General features: G+C 69.3%; 18 protein-coding genes and 1 pseudogene. 16 read left to right on the top strand and 3 right to left on the bottom strand.

Annotated elements, in window-relative coordinates; genetic code table 11:
* From HUV01_RS03030 to HUV01_RS03010, 5 genes are all read left to right on the top strand, one after another.
* Positions 1–704: tetratricopeptide repeat protein (locus tag HUV01_RS03030; RefSeq protein WP_174296846.1), on the top strand; the 704-nt coding region annotated here is incomplete at its 5' end.
* The gene (locus HUV01_RS03025; RefSeq protein WP_174296845.1) at positions 704–1,552 is read left to right on the top strand and encodes a 4-(cytidine 5'-diphospho)-2-C-methyl-D-erythritol kinase; all 849 of its coding nucleotides are present in this window, start codon (positions 704–706) and stop codon (positions 1,550–1,552) included. The genes HUV01_RS03030 and HUV01_RS03025, both read left to right, overlap by 1 nt.
* Before the next feature lie 135 nt (positions 1,553–1,687).
* A complete protein-coding gene (gene recA / locus HUV01_RS03020; protein WP_174296844.1) occupies positions 1,688–2,767 on the top strand; it encodes a recombinase RecA in 1,080 nt (359 codons plus the stop codon).
* A gap of 113 nt (positions 2,768–2,880) precedes the next feature.
* Entirely contained in the window at positions 2,881–3,708 is an 828-nt protein-coding gene (locus tag HUV01_RS03015) for a methyltransferase domain-containing protein (RefSeq protein ID WP_174296843.1), read from the top strand.
* A gap of 24 nt (positions 3,709–3,732) precedes the next feature.
* Positions 3,733–4,374: a glutathione S-transferase family protein gene (locus tag HUV01_RS03010; RefSeq protein WP_174296842.1), complete on the top strand. Its 642-nt coding sequence runs from the start codon at positions 3,733–3,735 to the stop codon at positions 4,372–4,374.
* Here the strand turns inward: HUV01_RS03010 and HUV01_RS03005 are convergent.
* Positions 4,359–5,714 carry a dicarboxylate/amino acid:cation symporter gene (locus tag HUV01_RS03005; RefSeq protein ID WP_174296841.1) on the bottom strand — a complete coding sequence of 452 codons (1,356 nt, stop codon included), beginning with the start codon at positions 5,712–5,714 and terminating at the stop codon, positions 4,359–4,361. The two genes, HUV01_RS03010 and HUV01_RS03005, sit on opposite strands and share 16 nt — an antisense overlap.
* A gap of 485 nt (positions 5,715–6,199) precedes the next feature.
* Between HUV01_RS03005 and HUV01_RS03000 the strand changes: the two genes are divergently transcribed.
* On the top strand, positions 6,200–7,093 hold the full coding sequence (locus HUV01_RS03000; RefSeq protein WP_174296840.1) for a diacylglycerol/lipid kinase family protein: 894 nt from the start codon (positions 6,200–6,202) through the stop codon (positions 7,091–7,093).
* 32 nt (positions 7,094–7,125) lie between these two features.
* The gene (alaS, locus tag HUV01_RS02995; protein WP_174296839.1) at positions 7,126–9,789 is read left to right on the top strand and encodes an alanine--tRNA ligase; all 2,664 of its coding nucleotides are present in this window, start codon (positions 7,126–7,128) and stop codon (positions 9,787–9,789) included.
* 91 nt (positions 9,790–9,880) lie between these two features.
* On the opposite strand, the gene HUV01_RS02990 is transcribed toward alaS, so the two are convergent.
* Both HUV01_RS02990 and HUV01_RS02985 read right to left on the bottom strand, forming a co-directional pair.
* The gene (locus HUV01_RS02990; RefSeq protein WP_174296838.1) at positions 9,881–10,486 is read right to left on the bottom strand and encodes a hypothetical protein; all 606 of its coding nucleotides are present in this window, start codon (positions 10,484–10,486) and stop codon (positions 9,881–9,883) included.
* 86 nt (positions 10,487–10,572) lie between these two features.
* Positions 10,573–11,793, bottom strand: coding sequence for an NADP-dependent isocitrate dehydrogenase (locus HUV01_RS02985; RefSeq protein WP_174296837.1), 1,221 nt, complete (start codon positions 11,791–11,793; stop codon positions 10,573–10,575).
* A gap of 252 nt (positions 11,794–12,045) precedes the next feature.
* Between HUV01_RS02985 and HUV01_RS02980 the strand changes: the two genes are divergently transcribed.
* From HUV01_RS02980 to HUV01_RS02940, 9 genes and pseudogenes are all read left to right on the top strand, one after another.
* Positions 12,046–12,801: a phosphatidylserine decarboxylase gene (locus tag HUV01_RS02980; protein ID WP_174296836.1), complete on the top strand. Its 756-nt coding sequence runs from the start codon at positions 12,046–12,048 to the stop codon at positions 12,799–12,801.
* Between the two features lie 46 nt (positions 12,802–12,847).
* Positions 12,848–13,684, top strand: a complete 837-nt coding sequence (locus tag HUV01_RS02975; RefSeq protein ID WP_438827140.1) for a CDP-alcohol phosphatidyltransferase family protein — start codon at positions 12,848–12,850, stop codon at positions 13,682–13,684.
* 454 nt (positions 13,685–14,138) lie between these two features.
* Positions 14,139–14,984 (top strand): 30S ribosomal protein S2, encoded by an 846-nt coding sequence (gene rpsB / locus HUV01_RS02970; protein WP_174296834.1) that lies wholly within the window; start codon positions 14,139–14,141, stop codon positions 14,982–14,984.
* 152 nt (positions 14,985–15,136) lie between these two features.
* Positions 15,137–16,102: a translation elongation factor Ts gene (gene tsf / locus HUV01_RS02965; RefSeq protein ID WP_174296833.1), complete on the top strand. Its 966-nt coding sequence runs from the start codon at positions 15,137–15,139 to the stop codon at positions 16,100–16,102.
* Positions 16,103–16,218: 116 nt separating this feature from the next.
* Positions 16,219–16,977, top strand: coding sequence for a UMP kinase (pyrH, locus tag HUV01_RS02960; RefSeq protein WP_174296832.1), 759 nt, complete (start codon positions 16,219–16,221; stop codon positions 16,975–16,977).
* The gene (gene frr / locus HUV01_RS02955) at positions 16,964–17,521 is read left to right on the top strand and encodes a ribosome recycling factor (protein WP_174296831.1); all 558 of its coding nucleotides are present in this window, start codon (positions 16,964–16,966) and stop codon (positions 17,519–17,521) included. Before pyrH ends, frr begins: the two co-directional genes overlap by 14 nt.
* A 151-nt stretch (positions 17,522–17,672) precedes the next feature.
* A complete protein-coding gene (locus HUV01_RS02950; RefSeq protein WP_174296830.1) occupies positions 17,673–18,407 on the top strand; it encodes an isoprenyl transferase in 735 nt (244 codons plus the stop codon).
* Entirely contained in the window at positions 18,404–19,252 is an 849-nt protein-coding gene (locus HUV01_RS02945; RefSeq protein ID WP_174296829.1) for a phosphatidate cytidylyltransferase, read from the top strand. Before HUV01_RS02950 ends, HUV01_RS02945 begins: the two co-directional genes overlap by 4 nt.
* Positions 19,253–19,262: 10 nt before the next feature.
* Positions 19,263–19,443: pseudogene (locus tag HUV01_RS02940) on the top strand (1-deoxy-D-xylulose-5-phosphate reductoisomerase); the annotation flags it as partial.

Here is a 19,443-nt window from a genome sequence, read left to right as displayed (position 1 = left end):
GACCTGCGGAAGCGCGCGGACCCTTCGCCGGGGTCGGGCGGACGGTGCGGGTGGACGTGCTGGCGGGGGCGGGAGACACGGCCGCGACCCTCGCCGCCGCCGCCGCGCTTGCCGGCCGACGCGATGCCAGTCCCTATGACATCCAGCGTTATGGCGCGGCGCTGGCGGAGATGCGCCGCCCGGACGAGGCGGCGGCGCAATATGCGCGCGTGGTGCAGGCGAGCCCCGGCCAGTGGGATGCCTGGCTGCAATATGCCGGGGCGCTCGATGACGGCGGACACTGGCCGGCGGCGCGCGCGGCGCTGGAGAAAGCGGTGGCGCTGGGACCCGACGAGCCGCTGGCGCTCAACTATCTGGGCTATGCCCGGATCGAGCATGGCGAGGACCCGGCGACCTCGGAGGCGCTGCTGGAGAAGGCGGCGCGGCTGAAGCCGAACGATCCCTCGATCGAGGACTCGCTGGCCTGGGCGTGGTTCAAACGGGGCGACGTCGCGCGCGCGCTGCCCCTGCTCGAACGCGCCGCCGTCGGCGAGCCGGCCAACGCGGTGATCGCGGAGCACCTCGGCGACGCCTATTGGACCGTCGGCCGCCGGTACGAGGCGCGCTACGCCTGGGCGGCATCGGCGGTGGTGGCCCCGCCGGAGGCGGTGGCGCGACTGCGGGTGCGGATCGATCGTGGCCCCGATGCGGGGAAGATGGACTGATGCTCGACGACGGAACGATCGTGGAGTCGGCGCCAGCCAAGCTCAACCTGGCGCTCCACGTCCGCCGTCGCCGCGCCGACGGCTATCACGAGCTTGAGACGCTGTTCGCATTCGCGCAGGACGGCGACGAGATAACGCTTTCGAGGGCGGCTGCACCCAGTCTGACGATCACGGGGCCGTTCTCGGCCGACCTGAACGCCGGCAGCGACAATCTCGTGAGCCGTGCAGTCGCCGCGTTCCGAGGGGCGTTCCAGGTGCATGGCCATCAGGCGGTGATCCTGGAGAAGAGGCTGCCGATCGCGTCGGGCATCGGCGGCGGATCGGCCGACGCCGCAGCGACGCTGCGCGCGCTCGCGCGTCTTCACGGGGTACCGCTCGACAGCGAATTGCTGATGCGATGCGCCGCGAGTCTGGGCGCCGACGTACCTCCCTGCCTGCTCGGCCGGACCGCGCTCGGCACCGGGCGAGGCGACGATCTGACCGTGCTGGAACCGCTGGGCGGCGTGCCGGCGCTGCTGGTGAACCCGCGCGTCGCGGTGTCGACCGCATCGGTATTCGCCGGATGGGACGGCGTCGACCGCGGCCCGATCATCGCCGGGGGAAGTGTGATGGAGCGCGCCCGCGCCGGTCGCAACGATCTGGCCGCGTCCGCCACCATGCTGGCGCCGGCGGTCGCGGAGGTGCTGGCATGGCTGCAAGACGCACCGGGCGTCGCCTTCGTGCGGATGTCCGGATCGGGCGCGACCTGCTTCGCGCTGTTCGACAGCGCCGCGATGCGCCACGCGGCGGCGATCGCGCTGGCCCGCGAGCGGCCGGGCTGGTGGATGCTGGAGACGTCGCTGGCATGATCCGCACCGGTCAGGACGGCGTCGTTTCGATCCGAATGACGATGTTCTACTCTTGTTCTGGTAGAACAAAGCCAATACATGGTGTCAAGACGCGTTGAACGGCTCGCGCGCCTGCACTAGCATGGGGACCGGCTGATGGCTGCCAATCTGAAGGTGATCGATACGGGCATGGCGAACGCGACCGCAAGCACGGACCGTCAGAAGGCGCTCGACGCCGCGCTGGCGCAGATCGACCGTGCATTCGGCAAGGGCTCGGCGATGAAGCTGGGATCCAAACAGTCGATGGAGGTCGAGACCATCTCCACAGGCTCGCTGGGGCTGGACATCGCGCTCGGCGTCGGCGGGCTGCCGCGCGGCCGGGTGATCGAGGTGTATGGCCCCGAATCGTCGGGCAAGACGACATTGGCGCTCCACGTCATCGCCGAGGCGCAGAAGGGCGGGGGCACCGCCGCCTTCGTGGACGCCGAACATGCGCTCGACCCGATCTACGCCAAGAAGCTGGGCGTCAATATCGACGAGCTGATCGTCTCGCAGCCCGACACGGGCGAGCAGGCGTTGGAGATCGTCGACACGCTCGTGCGCTCCAATGCGATCGACGTGCTGGTGATCGACTCGGTCGCCGCACTGGTACCGCGCGCGGAGATCGAGGGCGAGATGGGCGACAGCCATGTCGGCCTGCAGGCTCGCCTGATGTCGCAGTCGCTGCGCAAGCTGACCGGATCGATCAGCCGGTCGCGTTGCATGGTCATCTTCATCAATCAGCTGCGCATGAAGATCGGCGTGATGTACGGCAATCCGGAGACGACGACGGGTGGCAACGCGCTGAAGTTCTACGCCAGCGTTCGCCTCGACATCCGCCGCACCGGTCAGATCAAGGACAAGGAAGACATCGTCGGCAACGCAACCCGCGTCAAGGTGGTGAAGAACAAGGTCGCGCCGCCGTTCAAGCAGGTCGAGTTCGACATCATGTACGGCGAGGGCATCTCCAAGATCGGCGAGATCCTCGACCTGGGCGTGAAGGCTGGTCTCGTCGAGAAGTCGGGTTCGTGGTTCAGCTACGACAGCGTGCGGATCGGCCAGGGCCGCGAGAACGCCAAGACGTTCCTGCGCGACAACGCCGACATGGCGGACCGGCTGGAAAAGGCGATCCGCCAGCGCATGGAGAAGGTGAGCGACGCGCTGATGGTCGGCCCGGACGCCGAGGACGACATATAGGGTCTTTTCACCGGGGTTGGGGGGCGAACAGTCCGCGGTGCAGCGATCTTCGTAGACTTCGGCGGCGCGCCGGTCTCACTCGACCGCGCGTGATCGGCTGAAGGAAGTCAGCGATGGATCGGGACGGCTGGATCGGATCGGTCGGTGATGTCTGGGCGTCGGAGTGGCGGCGGACCGATCGCAGCTTCGCCGGTCTCGTCCCCCATCTGAACGCCGCGATCCTTGCGCGGGCGCCCGGGGCGGGCATCGCGGTCGATGTCGGCAGTGGAGCGGGCGGCACCGCACTTGCCCTAGCGGCAGCGCGGCCCGGCCTGTCGGTCATCGGGATCGACCTGTCACCGGCGCTGGTGGCGGTGGCGCGCGGGCGGGCCTCCGGGCTGCCCAATCTTGCGTTCCGGTCGGGGTTGGTCGAGGAGGTCGTCGGGGAGGTCAGGCCAGTCGACCTGATCGTCTCGCACCATGGCGTCTTGTTCTTCGCCGATCCCGTCGCCGGTCTAAGGGCGCTGCGGGCATCGGCGTCGCTCAGGACATGGCTGGTCTTCTCCTGCTTCGGCGACGTCGCGCGCAACGGCTGGGCGAGCGAGACGATGGCGGCGGTGGCGGGCGGCCCGCCCGCTCGACCCGGCGGCTATGCGCCGGGGCCGTTCGGTTTCTCCGATCCCGGGTTCGTCGCCGGCGTGCTCGACCGTGCGGGGTGGCGGGCGGAGCCGCCCGAGGCGGTCGAGTTCGCGTACCGCGCGGGCGCGGGGAACAATCCCGTCGTCGACGCGCTCGACTTCTTCAAGCGGATCGGACCCGTGGCGTCGCTGCTGCGGGCATTGCCGCCAGGCGATGCAGACGCCGCGACTGTCCGGTTGCGGATGGCGGTCGAGCGACGTGCCCGTCCGGATGGCGTCGACTTCCCGGCGATGGCGTGGCTGTGGTCGGCGCGGGCTGTGTGAGCGCGGATGGTTGGGGAGAGCGGCATGACGATCACCGTCCACCACCTCGAAAACTCCCGATCCCAGCGCGTGTTGTGGATGCTGGAGGAGCTCGATCTTCCCTATGAGGTGAAGCGGTACGAGCGGAACAAGGGCACGATGCTCGCGCCGCCCGAGTTGAAGCGCGTCCATCCGCTCGGCAAGTCTCCCGTGATCGTCGATGGCAGCGCCGGCGAGCGAAGCTGCACGATCGCGGAGACGGGTGCGATCGTCGAATATCTGGCGCAAAAGGCGGATGGCCGGCTCGGCGCTCCGACGCATCGCGAGGCGATGCTGCGCTATCGCTTCTACATCCATTACGCGGAAGGATCGGTGATGCCGCCGCTGCTGATCCTGCTGGTGCTGGGTCGCATCCCCATCATGGGCGGGATCGCCGCGCGCAGGATACAGCCGATGGTCGACGTCCACCTCGACTTCATCGAGGCCGAGCTTGCGGAGCGGCCGTGGTTCGCGGGCGACGCGATGACGGGCGCGGACATCATGATGAGCTTTCCGCTGGAGGCGGCGCGAAGTCGCGGCGGGCTGGACGGATCGCGTCCGCACACGGTCGCCTGGCTGGACAGGATCCACGCCCGTCCTGCCTATCGGCGGGCGCTTGAGCGGGGTGGCCCCTATCGCTTCGCTTGAGGGCGCGGTTCCGGCGGGGCCGACATCTGCGCGAAGCTGGTCTCCGCCGCCGCCGCGTGTCCGGACGGCGAGCGTGCCGCGATGATCTCCATCGGCTCCGGCCGGTCGAGCTGCCCTTCCCAGCGCGCGACGACGCTGGCCGCGACCGCGTTGCCGATGACGTTGGTGGCGGACCGGCCCATGTCGAGGAAATGATCCACCGCCAGGATCAGCAGCAGCCCGGCCTCCGGAATGTTGAACTGCGACAGGGTGGCCGCGATCACGACAAGGCTGGCGCGCGGCACCCCCGCGATCCCCTTGGACGTCACCATCAGCACCAGCAGCATCGCGACCTGCTCGCCCAGCGGCAGGTGGATGCCATAGGCCTGTGCGATGAACAGCGACGCGAACGTCATGTACATCATCGACCCGTCGAGGTTGAACGAATAGCCCAGCGGCAGCACGAAGCTGGCGATCCGCGGCGGCACGCCGAACCGGTCCAGCGCCTCCAGCGTGCGCGGCAGCGCCGCCTCCGACGAGGCGGTGGTGAAGGCGAGGATCAGCGGCTCTCGGATGTAGCGCACGAGTTGCAGGATGCGCGGGCCGACGACGGCGAAACCGGCCGCGATCAGCACCATCCACAATAGCGCCAGCCCGAGATAGAAGCCGCCCATGAACCAGGCGAGATCGCGCAGCACGCCTGGGCCGCGCTCCGCCAGCGTCGCGGCGACGGCCGCGAAAACCGCGACGGGCGCGACGCGCATGACATAGTCGGTGATCTGCAGCATCACCGCGACGAGCGCCTCGGCACCGCGCACCAGCGGCTGGGCGCTTTCGCCCACCGCGGTGATCGCGACGCCGACGAAGACGGAGAAGACGACGATCTCCAGTATCTCGTTTTCCGCCATGGCGGCGATCATCGATTGCGGGACGATGTGCGCGACGAACTTGGCGGCGTCGAACGCGGCGCGGTTGACCCCCGCCGTGGCGGTGACGGGCGGCAGCGGCAACGCAAGGCCGATCCCCGGCTGGATGAGGTTGACCAGCACCAGCCCGAGCAGCAGCGAGACGAGGCTGGCGCCGATGAACCAGGTCAGCGCGCGCAGCCCCACGCGACCCAGCGCGGACGTGTCGCCCATGTGCGCGATGCCGACCACCAATGTCGAGAAGACGAGCGGCGCGATGATCATCTTGATGAGCCGCAGGAACAGCTGCGTCAGGATCGACAGATAGCCCGCGATGCCCGCCAGCCGCTCCGCCGACGCCTTGCTGCCGTCGTCGATCGCCAGATGCAGCCCCCAGCCGACGACGAGCCCGGCGACCAGCGCGACGACGATCCAGAAGGTGAGGCGACTGCGCATTGGGAACGATCCTGGTCTGGAAAGAGCGGCAGCGAAGGGGATTGGCGTCTCCGGGTCAAGCGTTCTGCCGTCATGGCGTGGCCGAGCGGGCCTGCGGGCCGGTGCGCCGGACCCCCCGCGCGCGTCTGCGTCTGCGCGATCACCACGGTACCCAGGATCGAGCAGCGGCTGGAGGATGGGACTGATCGTTCCGTCCCGAACTCCGGGTCGGCGGTCGCGCTCGCCCACGGCATGTACGGCGTGTCCTATGACGAGGTGCCCGCCAGGTGCCGGTCGCGACCGCTGGTACATGACCATCCACCTGCGCACCGACGAGTTCCGCGAGGTGCTGATGCAATGTCGAGTGGAGCGTGTCAGGGGCCTTGATATGAACCCGTTCCATCTCGCTCCTTCCAGCCGGCCGTGTCGGTGGCGGGAAACGATGGCCACTGCGTCGTTAGTCCGGAACCTTCGGGCCGTCGCGGGCCATGCCTGAGTCTCTTCTGATGCCTGTCCTCGTCAACGTCTCGGGCGGCGCGGCGCGACGGCTCAGCGGTCGGTTGCGCGACGACGTCGAGGCGGCGTTCGCGGTCGCCGGAGTACCGATCGCGCTGGAACTGCTCGACGGCGCTGCGATCCCGATCCGCGCGGCTGCGCTGGCGGGCGCACCGGTGGTGGTGGTGGGCGGCGGCGACGGGACGCTGGGCGGCGCGTCCGGGGCGCTGGCGGTCGGCGGGAGCGCGCTCGGCATCCTGCCGCTGGGTACGCGCAACCATCTCGCCGAGCAGCTGGACATTCCCGCCGATCTGCCGGGCGCGGCGCGGGTGATCGCGGGCGGCATCACCCGCCGGATAGACCTTGGCCGCGTCAACGGCACCGCCTTCGTCAACAACGCGGTGATCGGCCTGTACCCGCAACTGGTCCGCGAGCGCGAGGCGCTGTCCGCGCCCAGGTGGCTCGCCACGCTGCCCGCCGCCGCCCGCGCGCTCGGCCGGATGCGGCATCATCGGCTGCGTATCCGGCGCCCCGGCGAGGGCCGGACGCCCGTCGTCACGCCGATGCTGTTCGTCGGCAACGGCCATTACCGGTTGGACGCAGGCGTGTCGGCGGGGCGTGAGTCGTTGGACGACGGCAAGCTGTCGCTCTACGCGGTGGCCTCACGCCGCCGCCTTGCCCTGGTCGGGTTCGCGTTGCGGGCGCTGATGGGGCGCGCCGATCCGGACCGGGACTTCGCTGCGCTCGGCGACCTGCCCGCCTTCGTCGTCGAGGGCCGCTCGCGCCGGATCGACGTCGCGCTGGACGGGGAGGTCATGCGTCTCGCCATGCCGCTCCGCTTCGAGAGCCTGGCCGGCGCGCTGGCCGTCGTGGCGCCCGCGCTTCGGGAGGGGAGCGGCGCTTGAGCGGCGCGGGCGGTTCCACTAGGCCCGGTACCATGATCTCGACCAACGACATCCGCCGCGGCTTCCTCGACTATTTCGCCGCGCAAGGCCACCAGATCGTGCCGTCCGCGCCGCTGGTGCCGCAGAACGACCCGACGCTGATGTTCGTCAACGCGGGTATGGTGCCGTTCAAGAACGTGTTCACCGGGCTGGAGTCGCGTCCCTACGTCACCGCGACCTCGTCGCAGAAATGCGTGCGCGCGGGCGGCAAGCACAACGACCTCGACAATGTCGGCTACACCGCGCGCCATCACACCTTCTTCGAGATGCTCGGCAATTTCTCGTTCGGCGATTACTTCAAGGAACGCGCGATCGTGCTCGCCTGGGATCTGCTGACGAAGCAGTGGGGCATTCCGGCCGAGCGGCTGACCGCCACCGTCTACCATAGCGACGACGAGGCGCATGCGCTCTGGACGAAGCTGCTGCCCGGGCACCGGATCATCCGCATTCCCACCAAGGACAATTTCTGGGCGATGGGCGACAGCGGACCGTGCGGGCCGTGCTCGGAAATCTTCTACGATCACGGCGAGCATATCGCCGGTGGGCCGCCCGGCTCTCCCGACGAGGACGGCGATCGGTTCGTCGAGATCTGGAACCTCGTGTTCATGCAATACGAGCAGGAGGCGAACGAGATCACCGGCGAACTGCCGCGCAAGTCGATCGACACGGGCATGGGACTGGAGCGCGTCGCCGCGGTGCTGCAGGGCGTCCACGACAACTACGACACAGACACGTTCCGCGCGCTGATCGCGGCATCCCAGGAGCTGACCCAAACGAAGGCGGAGGGCGAGCGGCAGGCGAGCCATCGCGTGATCGCCGATCACCTCCGGTCCGCGGGCTTCCTGGTCGCGGACGGCGTGCTGCCGGCCAACGAGGGGCGCGGCTATGTCCTGCGCCGGATCATGCGCCGCGCGATGCGGCACGCGCACCTGCTGGGCGCTGCCGAGCCGCTGATGGCGCGGCTGGTGCCGTCGCTGGTCGCGGAGATGGGAGGCGCCTATCCCGAACTGGTCCGCGCGCAGCCGCTGATCGAGGCGACCCTGCATCAGGAGGAGACGCGCTTCCGCCGGACGCTCGACCGCGGGCTGAAGCTGCTGGACGAGGCGACGGCGGGGCTGGCGACCGGCGGCACGATGGCCGGCGAGACGGCGTTCCGGCTCTATGATACCTTCGGCTTTCCGTACGACCTGACCGAGGACGCCCTGCGCGCGCAGGGGCTGGCGGTGGACCGCGCAGGGTTCGACGCCGCGATGGCCGAGCAGAAGCGGGCGGCGCGGGCGGCTTGGAAGGGATCGGGCGCGAGCGCGTCCGCCGACCTGTGGTTCGACATCGCCGAGGCGAACGGTTCGACCGAGTTCACCGGCTATGCCAACGACACCGGCACGGCCGAGGTCGCGGCGCTGGTTCGCGACGGCGCGCGGGTCGAGCATGCGACGGCCGGCGAGACGGTATCGGTGATCGTCAACCAGACACCCTTCTATGCCGAGAGCGGCGGCCAGACGGGGGATGCCGGTACCATCTCGGGCGACTCCGGCCTGCAGGCGCGCGTCTCCGACACCAGCAAGCAGATCGGCCGCATCTGGGTCCACCACGCTCAGGTCCAGTCGGGCACGATCCGGGTCGGCGACACGGTGACGCTGGCGATCGATACCGGGCGCCGCGCCGCGATCCGCGCCAATCATTCCGCCACCCACCTGCTGCACGAGGCGCTGCGTCAGCGGCTGGGAAGCCATGTCGCGCAGAAGGGCAGCCTCGTCGCGTCCGATCGGCTGCGCTTCGACTTCTCGCAGCCCGTCGCGCTCCGCCCGGCGGACATCGCCGAGATCGAGATGCGTGTGAACGGGCAGGTGCGCGGCAACGGCCCGGTCGTCACCCGGCTGATGACGCCCGACGAGGCGATCGCGGAAGGCGCGATGGCGCTGTTCGGGGAGAAGTACGGCGACGAGGTCCGCGTCGTCTCGATGGGCGAGGACGCGCCGGAGAACGGGGGCGGCACCTACTCGCTGGAACTGTGCGGGGGCACGCACGTCGGCGCATTGGGCGAGATCGGGCTGTTCACCGTCATAGGCGAGGGCGCGGTCGCGTCAGGCGTCCGCCGCCTCGAGGCGTTGACCGGCGAGGCGGCCCGGGCCTGGCTGTCGCATCGCGACGCGGTGCTGCGCGAGGCGGCGGCGGCGCTGCGCTCGACGCCGGACGAGGTGCCGGCACGGATCGCGGCGCTGCTCGACGAGCGCAAGCGGCTTGAGCGCGATCTGGCCGACGCGAAGCGGGCGCTGGCGACTGGGGGAGGGGCCGGTGCCCCGGCGGGACCCGAAACGATCGGTAACATCGCTTTCGTCGCCCAGACGCTCGACGGCTTCGACGCCAAGGGGCTCCGGGGCGCGGTCGACGAGGCTCGGCAGCGGATCGGCAGCGGCGTCGTCGGGATCGTCGCGGTGAACGACGGCCGCGCGTCGGTTGTGGTCGGCGTCACGCCCGATCTGGTCGGGCGATGGAACGCGGTCGACCTGTTGCGCCGCGCGGTGGCGGCCCTGGGCGGGCAGGGCGGCGGCGGTCGCCCCGACTTGGCGCAGGGCGGTGGCCCCGACGGCGACAAGGCCACGGATGCGCTGGCCGCGATCCGCGCAGCCCTGTCGGCGGAGCCGGCGAACGTGTGACCCGTCGGCGGAGCCGGCAGACACCTGACGTGTGGGCGGAGCCGGCGAACGTCTGAGCCGGCGACCGCCCTGCAGCGGTCGCCGGCCCGGATCAGCCGCGGCGCTTCTTCGCCGGCGCGGGGGACTTGGCGACGGCTGCGGCGAACTGATCCGCGGTCATTCCGACGACCAGCCCGCCCGACTGGACCGCGAAGGATTCGGCGGGCACGCGAACGTCGCCCTTGCCGGTCGTGATCGTGACCAGCTTGTCGTCGGCGGCCTTGACCGTGCCGATTTCCGTCCCTTCCTTGCCCTTCACGCTCGCACCGGGGACCAGCATCGCCTTCACCTGCGCCGGACCCGCCGCCGCGGTGGCGTCGAGCTGCGCCCGGGTAACGGTGGTGACGAGCCCGTTGGCGCCCGGCCCGATGGCGGTGAGCGGCACGGCCACCTTGTTCGTGCCGGTGGAGATGACGGCGTTGCCATCGGCGATGGTCTCGATCGTGCCGACCGGCGCGCCCGACTGGTCGGACACCGCAGCCCCCACGGCCACCTTCGCCTGGTCGGAGGCGGCCGGAGCGGAGCTCGCCTGCCCGGCCGTTCCCTGGGCGGAGGTCGTATCGGCGGGCGCCGACTGGGTAGGTGCCGACTGGGCAGGCGCTGTCTGGGCCTGGAGCGCGGTGGCGGCCAGAGCGGCGGCGAGGGGAACAAGGATCATCATGACATCACCTTCATGGATTGATGATATCGATCAACGTCGTTGCCAACGGCTCGTTCCCGTCCCGCCGCTCCGCTCGTCCCGCCTCAGGCCCAGTTCGCCATCTCGGTCTCGAGGTTCGTCCGCACTGCCTCGAAGAACTGCTCGGTCGTCATCCACCGCTGGTCCGGCCCGATCAGGATCGCCAGGTCCTTGGTCATGTCGCCCTTCTCGACCGTCTCGACGCAAACCCGCTCCAGCGTCTCGGCGAAGCGGACGACGTCGGGCGTGTCGTCGAACCTGCCGCGGTACTTCAGTCCACCCGTCCAGGCGAAGATCGACGCGATCGGATTGGTCGACGTCGCCTTGCCCTGCTCGTGCTGGCGGAAGTGCCGGGTGACAGTACCGTGCGCGGCCTCCGCCTCGACGGTCCTGCCGTCGGGGGTGAGCAGCACGGACGTCATCAGACCCAGCGAACCGAACCCCTGCGCGACCTGATCGGACTGCACGTCGCCGTCGTAGTTCTTGCACGCCCACACGAACTCGCCGTTCCACTTCAGCGCGGATGCGACCATGTCGTCGATCAGGCGATGCTCGTAGACGATGCCCGCCTCCTTGAACTTCTCCTTGAACTCGGCCTCGAACACCTCGGCGAACAGGTCCTTGAACCGCCCGTCATAGGCCTTCAGGATCGTGTTCTTGGTCGACAGGTACACAGGCCACTTGAGGTTCAGGCCGTAGTGCATCGACGCACGCGCGAAATCGCGGATCGAGTCGTCGAGGTTGTACATCGCCAGCGCGACGCCCGCCGCCTTGAACTGGTAGACCTCGCGATCGATCACCGTGCCGTCGTCACCCTCGAACACCAGCCGCAGCTTGCCGGGGCCGGGAACCAGATAATCGGTCGCGCGATACTGGTCGCCGAACGCGTGGCGGCCGACGACGATCGGGTGCGTCCAGCCCGGGATAAGCCGGGGCACGTTGCTGATGACGATCGGCTCGCGAAAGATCGTGCCGCCCAGGATGTTGCGGATCGTGCCGTTGGGCGACTTCCACATCTGCTTCAGGCCGAACTCCGTCACGCGCGCCTCGTCGGGCGTGATCGTCGCGCACTTCACGGCGACGCCGTGCTTCTGGGTCGCGTGGGCGGCGTCGATCGTGATCTGGTCGTTCGTCTCGTCGCGCTTCTCGACGCCCAGGTCGTAATATTCCAGGTCGATGTCGAGATAGGGCTTGATGAGACGCTCGCGGATCCACTCCCAGATGATCCGCGTCATCTCGTCGCCGTCGATCTCGACGACGGGCGTCTTCACCTTGATCTTTGCCATGCGGACTTCCTGCTGAGGGGGGAAACGGCCGGCGTCTAGGGGGCGCGGCGGCGGGGATCAAGGCAGGTGAGGGCGAGCAGGCTGCGGCGTCGGACTTCCCCCGGCAAGGCTGTCCTCCCCAAGGTGGCGGACGCTCGTCGGGAGGCGGGCCGACGACATGGCGTCCCCATGCCGGGCGGCGGCGTCGCGGAAGGTGGCGCAGTGCCGCGCCGCCGATTGTCTCCGCCGTTCCCCGCCGCTAGATGCCGGGCCATGCCATCGCTCGAAAAGCCACCCGTTGTAACCACTACAGTCAAATGGCGTTTTCCCTCCGTCCATCCCAAGGGACGCGTTTTCGTCGCGATCGCGGCGGCGGTCGCGCTGCTGTCGCTGCTGGTGTGGACGGTGCTGTTCTGGCCGCTGGTCGGGCTCGCCATCTGGGTAGCGGCGTTCTTCCGCGATCCGGTGCGCGTGACGCCCCGGGATCCGAGCGGGCACGAAGGGCTGGTGATCGCGCCCGCCGACGGGCTGGTGACGATGATCCAGCGCGTCCCGATCCCGCGCGAGCTGGACGGTCCCAACGGAGTGGGCGCCGCGTCGCTGGTGCGGGTATCGATCTTCATGTCGGTGTTCGACGTCCACATCAACCGCACGCCCATCGCAGGGACGGTCACGCAGGTCGTCTACGTCTCGGGCAAGTTCCTGAACGCCGATCTCGACAAGGCGAGCGAGGAGAACGAACGACAGCACTTCGTCGTCGAGGGGCACCCCGACGCCGATGGCCGGACGCGCCGGATCGGCTTCACCCAGATCGCCGGCCTGGTGGCGCGCCGCATCGTCGGCTTCGTCAAGGCGGGCGACATGGTCGCGGCCGGGCAGCGGATCGGGCTGATCCGCTTCGGCAGCCGGCTCGACGTATACCTGCCCGACGACGTGGCGCCCCAGGTCGTGCTTGGGCAGCGCACGCTGGCGGGCGAGACGATCATCGGGCGCGTCGGTGGGGCGGCGGCGACGGGTGTGGCGCAGTGACGGGCGCCCCCGGCATGGCCGTGACGCTGGCCGCCCGGCGATGAGGATGCCGATGCCGCGCCGCGGACAGCGACCGCCGCGTCCGGGCCTGCCGCTGCGGTCGATCGCGCCGAACGCGGTCACCGCGCTCGCCTTGTGCTCGGGGCTGAGCGGCGTGCGCTTCGGGATCGCGGGCCAATGGGAACTCGCGGTGACGATGGTGCTGGTCGCCGGCGTGCTCGACGGGATCGACGGCCGCATCGCGCGGCTGCTCCATGGCGAGAGCCGGTTCGGGGCTGAGCTCGATTCGCTCTCGGATGCGATCTCGTTCGGGGTCGCGCCGGCGCTGATCCTGTACCTGTGGTCGCTGGTGGCGATGCCTCGGCTGGGATGGATGTGCGCGCTGATGCTGGCGGTGTTCTGCGCGTTGAGGCTCGCGCGCTTTAACGCGAACATCGACGTCGAGGAACAGCCCCACAAGTCCGCAGGCTTCCTGACCGGGGTGCCCGCCCCCACCGGGGCGGGGCTGGCGATGCTGCCGATGTTCCTGTGGATGGCGACGGGCGAACCGTTCCTCCGGTCCCCCTATCTGGTCGCGCCATGGGTGGCGATCGTCGCGCTGCTGCTTGTGTCCAGCCTGCCGACCTATTCCTGGTCGTCGATGCGCCTTCGCCGCACCGTCCGGTTCGAGGCGCTCGCCACGGTCGTCGTGCTGGGGGCCGCGCTGGTATCGGCGCCCTGGCAGACCCTGAGCATCGTATCGTTCATCTACGTGCTGACCATGCCGTTCAGCGCGATGGGCTTTGCGAGGATCAGGCGGCTTCGCGCCATGCACCAGGCTGGCGGGGCGACGCCGACCAGTGGCGTACCACGATCCCACGTTCCGCCTGCGCCAACTGCGTGACCGGCAGGGGCGATGTCTCGGGGATGCCCACCGCGAGCCGGACGATCCGTTGCCACTGAGGCGATACGGAAGACCAGAGCGTCGCCCCTGCGGCGAGTGCCGCGCCAGAAAACACCGTCGTGCCCAGAACCTGCATCATCATCGCTGCCTCCCGAGGCCGTGACCTCGATACTCGATCCAGAAATCGACAATCGTCGACAAATGTTCCCAAAGGACTGTTATCGTTGCGCCGATATTGCTGAATGTTAACGTTTGCGGGTGAGAGCCCCGAATCGAAACTCCGCCCGTCCTCCTTATGTTCCTATCCCGTTCTTTTCGTCAACTCTTGTCTTTCCGGCCGTCGGCGGCTAGGCGGTCCGCTCTCAAACCCGCATGGGAAGCATCATAGCCCGGTGCCCCGGATCCGATCCGGGGTCATCCGCTTCCCAGAGGCTCAACCGGAAGGATCAATCCTATGGCGGCACCCGTCGTCAGCATGCAGCAGCTCATCGAGACCGGCGCGCACTTCGGCCACCAGACGCATCGGTGGAACCCGAAGATGAAGCCTTATATCTTCGGCGACCGCAACGGCGTCCACATCCTCGACCTTTCGCAGACCGTGCCGCTGTTCGCGCGCGCGCTGGAGTTCGTGTCGTCCGCGGTCGCGGGTGGCGGCAAGGTCCTGTTCGTGGGCACCAAGCGCCAGGCGCAGGAGCCGATCGCGGACTCCGCGCGGCGCGCGGGCCAGCATTTCGTCAACCACCGGTGGCTGGGCGGCATGCTCACCAACTGGAAGACGATCAGCAACTCGATCAAGCGCATGAAGGCGCTGGAGGAGCAGCTGTCGGGCGACACGCGCGGCCTCACCAAGAAGGAAGTGCTGCAGCTCACCCGCGAGCGTGACAAGCTCGAGATGTCGCTTGGCGGCATTCGCGACATGGGCGGCGTTCCCGACGTGATGTTCGTGATCGACGCCAACAAGGAAGAGCTCGCGATCAAGGAGGCCAACACGCTGGGCATCCCCGTGGTGGCGATCCTCGACTCGAACGTCTCGCCCGACGGCATCGCGTTCCCGGTGCCCGCCAACGACGATGCCAGCCGTGCCATCCGCCTGTATTGCGAGGCGATCGCGATCGCCGCGACCCGCGGCGGTCAGCAGGGGCAGCAGCGCCGCGGCGTCGATTTCGGTGCGATGGAGCAGCCGCCCGAGGAGGCGGCGCTGGGTGTCGAGGCCCCGATCGATGCCGACGTCAACCTGGAGGGCGACGTGCTCGCCGCCGCGCTGACGGGCGCCGAGGCGGAGCCGCAGCCGGCGGCCTGAGCTTCTCCGGCCTGGAAAGCCAATCGCATTCCGTTCGTGCCGAGCCTGTCGGAGCATCGCCCCTCTCCTTGCGGACAGGCGGTGTTCCAACAGGGTCAGGGCGGACGGTTTTCAGCATCGGGGCATTTGCGCCCACAATAAGGACAGCGGACATGGCCGACATCACGGCGTCGATGGTCAAGGACCTGCGCGAGAAGAGCGGCGCGGGCATGATGGACTGCAAGAAGGCGCTGGGCGAGACCGGCGGCGACATGGACGCGGCGATGGACTGGCTGCGCACCAAGGGCCTGGCCGCCGCCGCCAAGAAGTCGAGCCGCACCGCCGCGGAAGGACTGGTCGGCATCGCCGTGTCGGGCACGACGGGCGCGGCGGTCGAGGTCAACTCGGAAACCGACTTCGTCGCCAAGAACGAGCAGTTCCAGGACTTCGTGCGCGAGGTGACCCATATCGCGCTCGCCACCGGCGGCGACGTCGAGGCGCTGAAGGCGGAGGCGATGCCGTCGGGCACCACCGTCGCCGAGGTGCTGACCAACAACATCGCCACGATCGGCGAGAACCAGTCGCTGCGCCGCACGCGCCGGCTGGAGGTCTCGCAGGGCGCGGTGATCGCCTATATGCACAACCAGCAGGCGCCGGGCCTGGGCAAGATCGGCGTGCTGGTCGCGCTCGAATCCGACGCCGGGCCGGACGTTCTGGAACCGCTGGGCAAGCAGATCGCGCAGCATGTCGCGGCCGCGTTCCCGCTGGCGCTGACCGTCGACGACATCGATCCGGAGATCGTCGAGCGCGAGGCCGCGATCGCGCGCGAGAAGAACGCCGACAAGATCGCCGGCAAGCCGGCCGACATCGCCGAGAAGATCATCAAGGGTCCGGTCGACAAGTTCCGCCGCGAGAACGCATTGCTGACGCAGGCCATCGTCCATGACGGCAAGACGCCGGTGCAGGACGTGGTCGCCAAGGCCGCCAGGGATGCCGGCCGGAAGATCGTGCTGACAAGCTATGTCCGCTTCCAGCTCGGCGAAGGGATCGAGAAGGAGCAGAGCGATTTCGCCGCCGAGGTCGCCGCCGCGTCGGGCGTACCGCAGAAGACCGACGCCCAGCACGAACCCACGATCTGAAGCAGCAGGGGGGAGGGTGGTGCGCCCTCCCGCCACCATTCGCGCCCGCCCGCCCGCATGCCCGCCCGTGTGCGAGGCCATTGCCCCCCGCGCGCGGCGGGGCTACCCGCATCGTCATGCCCGGCCGCCGCTTCACCCGCATCCTCCTGAAACTTTCGGGCGAGGTCCTGATGGGCGACGATGCCGCCGGCGGCGGCCTCGCCATCGATCCGGCGGTCACGGCGCGGGTGGCTGGCGAGATCAAGGACGCGCGCGAGGCGGGCCATGAACTGTGCGTCGTCGTCGGTGGCGGCAATATCTTCCGCGGGCTCTCCGCCGCCGCCAAGGGGATCGAGCGCGCGACCGCCGACTATATGGGGATGCTGGCGACCGTGATGAACGCGCTGGCGGTGCAGAACGCGCTGGAGCAGATCGGCGTCGAGACGCGGGTCCAGTCGGCGATCCCGATGGCGTCGGTGTGCGAACCGTTCATCCGCCGCCGCGCGGAGCGGCATCTGGAAAAGGGCCGCGTCGTGATCTTCGCCGCCGGCGTCGGCAGTCCCTTCTTCACCACCGACAGCGGCGCGGCGCTGCGCGCGGCGGAGATGAAGTGCGACGCGCTGTTCAAGGGCACCAGCGTCGACGGCGTGTACGACGCGGACCCCAAGAAGGTGTCGGGCGCGCGCCGCTACGAAACCGTCAGCTATTCCCGGGTGCTGTCGGACGACCTCAAGGTCATGGACGCGAGCGCCATCGCGCTGTGCCGCGACAACGACATCCCGATCGTCGTCTTCAACATCCGCGACCATGGCAACCTCGCCGCGGTGCTGCGCGGCGAGGGCGTCTCGACGATCGTGCAGACACTCATGAAGGACACGACCGATGCCGGCCTATGACAAGAGCGATCTCGAACGCAGGATGACCGGCGCGGTCGAGTCGCTGAAGCACGATCTGGGCGGGCTCCGCACCGGGCGCGCGTCGGTGACGTTGCTCGATCCGGTCAACGTGGTGGTGTACGGCTCGTCCATGCCGCTCAACCAGGTCGCGACCGTCTCGGCGCCCGAGCCGCGGATGCTGTCGGTGCAGGTGTGGGACAAGACGAATGTCGGCCCGGTGGAAAAGGCGATCCGCTCCGCCGGCCTCGGTCTCAACCCCATCAACGACGGCCAGACGCTGCGCCTGCCGATCCCGGACCTGACCGAGGACCGGCGCAAGGAACTCGCCAAGCTCGCCAACCAATATGCCGAAAAGGCGCGGATCGCGGTGCGGAACGTGCGCCGCGACGGGATGGACAGCCTGAAGACCGACGAGAAGAAGGGCGTCTTCGGCGAGGACGAGCGCAAGCGCAACGAGACCGAGGTACAGAAGCTGACCGACACGACGATCGCCGACCTCGACGCCGCGGCGGGAGCGAAGGAAAAGGAAATCCTGGGCAAGTGAGCCAAGGATCGCCGCCCTTTTCTGCTCCCTCCCCTGCACGGGAGGGCCTGGGAGCGGGTGCACGACCCGCAGGGCGCTCCTCGGGTCGCGTCGGGGCGAAGCATGGCGGCGTCGCGATCACCTCTGCCCCCTCCCCCGCGGGGAGGGCGGGATGAGTACCGCCCCCCTGGAGGCGACAAGGGAAACGATCACCCTTCTGCGCCATGTCGCGATCATCATGGATGGCAACGGCCGCTGGGCGCGCGCGCGGCACCTGCCACGCGCGGCCGGACATCACGCCGGGGTAGAGGCGGTACGGCGGGTGACGCGCGCGGCGAGGGCGCTGGGGATCGAGGCGCTGACGCTGTATGCGTTCAGCAGCGAGAACTGGCGACGTCCGGAGGACGAGATCGGCGCGCTGATGGGGCTGTTGCGCCTTTTCATCCGCAGCGATCTTGCCGAGATGGTTCGCGACAACGTCAGGCTGCGGATCATCGGCGACTACAGCCGGTTCGCGCCCGATCTGGTGGCGCTGCTCGACGACGCGCTGGCGCGTACCGCCGCCAACACGGGACCGATCCTGGCGATCGCGCTCAATTATGGCGCGCAGGCGGAACTGGCCGCCGCGGCGCGCCGGCTGGCGGAGCGGGTGCGCGACGGCGGCATGCCGCTGGTCGGCATCGACGAAGAGGCGATCGAGGCCGAGCTGGAGACGCGCGAGCTGCCGCCGCTCGACCTGATGATCCGCACCTCGGGCGAGCAGCGCCTGTCCAATTTCCTGCTGTGGCAGGCGGCCTACGCCGAGTTGCTGTTCGTCGATACGCTGTGGCCCGATTTCGGCGCGGACGACCTTGCCGCGGCGGTGGCGGCGTTCGGGCAGCGTCAGCGCCGGTACGGCGGCCTGTGACGTCGCGGTCACGGTCCGGATCGCAGTCCGACCTTGGGAGGCGGATCGTCACCGGCGCCGCGCTGGCGGCGGTGGCGATCGTCGCGCTGATCGCAGGCGGCGTGCCGTTCTGGCTGCTGGCGGTGATCGCCGCGCTGCTGATGATGGCGGAGTGGGCGGAGCTTCATGCCGCGACCCCGCGCCAGAAGCGTCAGGCGCAGTTCGCGCTGTCGGTGCCGCTGGCGATCATGGCGCCGGCATCGCTGATCCTGGAGACGCGCAACTTCTTCGTGCTGGGGCTGCTGGCGGGCGCGGCGTTCTTCACGGTGATCGTCACCCGCCGACGCGAGCTGGCGCTGGGCGTCCTGTATTGCGGGCTGCCCGTGCTGGCGCTGACGCTGATCCGACGACAGCATGCGCCCGGCGCGATCGGGGGAGACTGGGGGCTCGTCTGGGCGATCTGGGCGATGGCGCTGGTGTGGATGACCGACATCGGTGCCTATGCGACCGGGCGCGCGTTGGGCGGACGCAGGCTCGCGCCGGCGATCAGCCCGGGCAAGACATGGGCGGGGCTTGCCGGCGGGGTCGTCCTGGCGAGCCTGTTCGGCGCGTTCATGCACCGGGCCTATGGGCTTCCGCTGCGGCTGACGGTGGCGACGCCGGCGCTCGCGGTGCTGGCGCAGGCGGGCGATCTGTATGAAAGCTGGTTGAAGCGGCGCGCGGGCGTCAAGGACTCGGGCCACCTCCTGCCCGGTCACGGCGGCGTCATGGACCGGCTCGACGGGCTGGTTCCGGTCGCGCCGGCGGCGGCGCTGCTCGCGGTGCTGCCCACCCTTCTTCATTTCACCGCGAGCTGGCATCGATGAAGGCGACGGCATGAAGACGGTCACGATCCTCGGGGCGACGGGCTCGATCGGGACGTCGACGCTCGACTTGGTCGAACGTTCGCCGGACGCGTTCCGGGTCGTCGCGCTGACCGCCAACGCCGATGTCGCGGGGCTTGCCGCCGCCGCCAGGCGCACCCGAGCGAGGCTGGCGGTGGTGGCCGACCCGGCCT

The organism is Sphingomonas bacterium (assembly GCF_903643035.1).
In the GTDB taxonomy this organism is placed as follows: domain Bacteria; phylum Pseudomonadota; class Alphaproteobacteria; order Sphingomonadales; family Sphingomonadaceae; genus Sphingomonas.
Note: the sequence above shows the minus strand (reverse complement) of the source record. Positions and strands in the feature narration are given on the sequence as shown.